This is a genomic window from Barnesiella sp. CU968 (genome assembly GCF_905219685.1).
GTDB lineage: Bacteria > Bacteroidota > Bacteroidia > Bacteroidales > Muribaculaceae > Lepagella > Lepagella muris_A.
The window spans coordinates 1-2,524 of record NZ_CAJMXD010000408.1; the positions used below are offsets into that span (position 1 = coordinate 1).

General features: G+C 37.9%; 3 protein-coding genes. All 3 read right to left on the reverse strand.

The window, feature by feature from the left end; all coding sequences use genetic code 11:
- Positions 1-48: 48 nt before the first annotated feature.
- Positions 49-489, reverse strand: a complete 441-nt coding sequence (locus tag JX312_RS12155; RefSeq protein ID WP_204458162.1) for a hypothetical protein — start codon at positions 487-489, stop codon at positions 49-51.
- A gap of 23 nt (positions 490-512) precedes the next feature.
- Positions 513-1,766, reverse strand: a complete 1,254-nt coding sequence (locus tag JX312_RS12160) for an ATP-binding protein (protein WP_204458164.1) — start codon at positions 1,764-1,766, stop codon at positions 513-515.
- A gap of 517 nt (positions 1,767-2,283) precedes the next feature.
- Complete coding sequence (locus tag JX312_RS12165) at positions 2,284-2,496, reverse strand: hypothetical protein (protein WP_369809685.1); 213 nt, start codon at positions 2,494-2,496, stop codon at positions 2,284-2,286.
- Between the last annotated feature and the right edge of the window lie 28 nt (positions 2,497-2,524).

The window sequence follows — 2,524 nt, forward strand, 5'->3', positions numbered from 1 at the left end:
GCCAGCACAAATANCAAATTGCCATCCAACTCTTGACCTCGAATTTGATTAACACTTTTTAAGAGACACTAGTGATTGATTATATAGTTGAATTAAATAAGTCAACGTTAACAATTCAGGGAAAAACATATTTGTAGCCGATGTATATCGTGCTGCTGTATAGTCAAGTTTCAGAAATGGAGAAATAGCAAGAATATATCGACAGGTGTGTAAAAAATCTGTCAATTCTTCCTCAAGTATCATACGTTTTGAATCGACATCAGATTTCAAACCAGAATAACAACCGATTACATTCAAAATATCATTAAAATTTTTTATGTTGTTTATTACCCATTTCTCAAATTCTTTACAAAAGTATTTAAGGCTATCAACTATTATATTGTCTATTTCGTCTTTTCTGAAGTATTTTGAAGCAATATAACCCCTTGCTTGCAAATTCTTCTTTAATCCCTGAAGATACATATATTGGTATTCATACTTATCCATCATGGAGTTATGGTATTATATGCGTTTTATAGTTCTAATGAGTTTTCCTTTAACAAAAAATCGTAGATACCCATAGTGGTAATACCGGCTTCATTACGGCGGATTATAATGTTGCTACCTACAACTATTATTTTCTTAAACGAGTCATCGACATTTCGTAACGAGGCTTCCTCCTGTCTTATTTTATCTTCATCAAGCATTTGATATGCCGATTGAATATAATATTTTCGACTGCCTTTGTTACATACGAAGTCTATTTCAAGCCGTACACGTTCCTGTTTGCCTTCTGCATTGCGCCTTACAATCGGCACGACACCGACATCTACATTAAATCCTCTTATCCGCAATTCATTGTAGATTATATTCTCCATCATGTGCGAGGGCTCCAGTTGTCGGAAATTCAACCGAGCGTTTCTCAGTCCAAGATCCGTGAAATAATACTTATATGGTGTTTCAAGATATTTCTTGCCCTTGACATCAAAACGAGAGGCTTTTTCTGCGAGAAAAGCCTCGCAAATATAATCAAGATAACTGCAAACCGTGTTACGGCTTATCTTCTCCTTCTTCACCGTTGTAAACGTGTTTGCGAGTTTTGTCGGATTTGTAAGGCCACCTATTGACGAAGATATGAAATCCAAAAGGTTCTCCAACTCCTCATCATTTTTAATCTGATACCTTTCTTTAATATCTCGCAGATACGTTTCAGTATATAGGTTCTTCAGATAATCGCTTTTCAGTTCATCATTATTGAATTCCATTATCTGAGGCATTCCGCCATAGATCATGTATGCGTCAAGAGCATTTTCTTGAGAACCTTTATAGACCGAAAAATATTCCTTAAAACTTAGCGGATGTACCTTTATTTCAAAACTACGTCCTCTGAATGTGGTGATAACATCTTTGGATAGAAACTTGGCGTTGCTTCCTGTCGCATAAACATCTACATTAGGCACTTTAAGATAACTGTTCAGAACGTCCTCAAACTCATTCACAAGTTGAATTTCGTCTATCATCACATAGTGCATTGCATCATCTTTAACAAGCGAGTCTATATGAGCCAAAAGGGCGTCGGGGTCTCTCAGTGCCTTATTTCGTCGATTTTCCAAATCGATTTTAATTATATGGTTGTCAGAAACACCCTGTTCTCTCAGCCATGAGGAAAACAACTGAAAAAGTAGATACGATTTGCCGCATCGCCGTATGCCGGTTATGATNTTAATCATTCCGTTATGGCGGCAGTCTATTAGTTTTTGTAAATAGAGAGGTCGTTGAATAATCATATATTGACATCGAGTGTCATTTGTGACACTAATTNTCAATACAAAGTTAAGCCTTTTTGGTAATCTTGCCAACTTTTTTAGAAGAAAAATAAAGGTCGCTCACAAAATTAGCCCTATAAACATAGTGCTCATAGGGCTGGTTTACAAAATCCACAGAAGGAAAATATCGTTAATCTCCCTTCTTATGGATATGAGGTTTGAGAGAGGGTGTGTTTCCCGGTGTGGATTTATTATCCCTCTGACGACGATCTGGCTTGCCTGTGGACTTGGCAATTCTTTTTGGGCCCGGTTTTATTCCCATAATAAAAACAACCTTTTTTAGTTTTGTGACACTATTGTCATTTATTTATCAAGCAAATAGCATGCCANTATTNAATTTGATATCAATCTGACATTCTGTCAGATGCGATAGTGCCAAACGCCGCCTTTGGCGGCCGAAATTTTTGAAAAATCAAGGTGGGTAACTTCATCACGAGGTCGCCCACCTTCTCTATATTACGACTTGGCAAATGTTCGGTTAAAATCGGGTGTATAATCCCGTCACATCGGTGAAGATGTCCTCCAGCATATCGCAATAGACGCCTTCGTATGTTTTGATGTCCTTTGTCTTGACCTCAAAGGTCTTGTGGTTCATACTCTGACGGTAGAAACGCAGGTCGTAGAGGTCTGCGCCCTCGTCATGTACAACCGTCCGCGATAGCAGGTAAGCCATAAAAAGAAAGCCGTCCAGATTTTGGGCGGCTATTTTTGTGAGGGTT

What these genes read in the sequence shown, in the direction of transcription:
- JX312_RS12155 (WP_204458162.1), bottom strand. Translation starts at nt 489, where the DNA reads ATGATGGATAAGTATGAATACCAATATATGTATCTTCAGGGATTAAAG.